The sequence below is a fragment of the Clostridium sp. D43t1_170807_H7 genome, assembly GCF_015555905.1.
Classification (GTDB): Bacteria; Bacillota; Clostridia; order Clostridiales; family Clostridiaceae; genus Clostridium.
In genome coordinates, this window is the sequence record NZ_JADNLK010000075.1 from 1 (window position 1) to 1,529 (window position 1,529).

Sequence of the window (1,529 nt, forward strand, 5' to 3'; positions counted from 1 at the left end):
AGGTTTTGCACATGGATTTGTAGTTTTATCTGAAACTGCAACATTCAACTATAAATGTACAGATTTCTATTTACCAGAGCATGATGGTGGGCTTTTATGGAAGGATGAAGATGTTGCTGTAGAATGGCCATTAGATGGAATTGAAGAAGTTTTATTATCAGAAAAAGATAAGAAACAAAAAACATTCAAAGAACTAGACTTACCTTTTGTTTATAAGTAAGAATGAAAATCTTTGATTTTGAAATTCCGAAGTTAACTGAAACTCCAAATTTTAATTTGGTAAGTTGAAGTTACACACCGTGTACTTATTCGACATTAGGAGAAGGAGTTTCATATAAAAGAATCAAAATATTTGATTGTTATTGAATAAACTGAATGTAGTGGAGGTTATCACGTGAAAATATTAATAACTGGTTCAAATGGCCAATTAGGGAATGAACTTCAGAAAATAATAGCTACAGGAACTGCTGAAATTGGATCTGTTTCCCATGTAATTAAAACTGCAGAAGTTTTTGCTGTAGATGTAGATAAATTAGATGTAAGTAATTTACAACAAGTTAAAACCATTTTAAGAGAAGTAAAGCCAGATGTAGTTATAAACTGTGCAGCAGCAACTAACGTAGATGGATGTGAATCAAATAAGGATTTAGCTTTTAAAATAAATGCTTTAGGTCCTAGGAATTTAGCTATGGTTTGTGAAGAAATAGGAGCTAAAATAGTTCAAGTTTCAACTGATTATGTATTTAGAGGTGTTGGAGATACACCATTAAATGAATCAGATATAGTTAATCCAGTAAGCGCTTACGGAAAAACTAAACTTTTAGGTGAAGAATTTGTAAGAGAATGCTCATCAAAGTATTATATAGTTAGAACAGCTTGGCTTTATGGATATGTAGGTCATAATTTTGTTTATACAATGATGAAATTAGGAAAAGATAGAGATACTCTAAGTGTTGTAAATGATCAGCTTGGAAATCCTACACATGCTAATGACTTAGCATATCACATTCTAAAACTTATTAAAACAGAAGAATATGGAATATACCACTGTACAGGAAAAGGTGAATGTAGTTGGTATGATTTTGCATCAGAAATAATGAAACTTTCAGGGAGAGATTGCAAAGTAAATCCATGTACTTCAGAAGAATATAAGAGTATGTATCCTAATTCAGCTGATAGACCAGCATATTCATCACTTGATAACATGATGCTTAGATGCACTGTTGGTGATGAAATGAGAGATTGGAAAGAGGCCTTAAAAACTTTCATGGAAAATGTTAAAAAATAGTTAAGAAATTAATAAGTAATAAATAACTTAATATTTTTATTAATAAGGAGAATTTAATTATGAAAACTTACTTAGTAACTGGTGGAGCTGGATTTATAGGCTCAAACTTTGTATTATACATGTTAAAAAAATATGAAGATATAAGAATAATTAACTTAGATAAGTTAACTTATGCAGGAAACTTAGAAAACTTAAAGTCAATTCAAGATGATCCAAGACATATATTTGTACATGGAGATAT

At 30.0% G+C, this 1,529-nt stretch carries 3 protein-coding genes; all 3 read left to right on the plus strand.

The window, feature by feature from the left end; all coding sequences use genetic code 11:
* Positions 1–220 (plus strand): dTDP-4-dehydrorhamnose 3,5-epimerase family protein (locus tag I2E98_RS15815; protein WP_195469819.1); only part of this gene is annotated, 220 nt, incomplete at its 5' end.
* Between the two features lie 174 nt (positions 221–394).
* Complete coding sequence (gene rfbD / locus I2E98_RS15820) at positions 395–1,288, plus strand: dTDP-4-dehydrorhamnose reductase (protein WP_195469820.1); 894 nt, start codon at positions 395–397, stop codon at positions 1,286–1,288.
* A gap of 59 nt (positions 1,289–1,347) precedes the next feature.
* The coding region (locus I2E98_RS15825; protein WP_195469821.1) for a GDP-mannose 4,6-dehydratase at positions 1,348–1,529 on the plus strand (182 nt) is incomplete at its 3' end.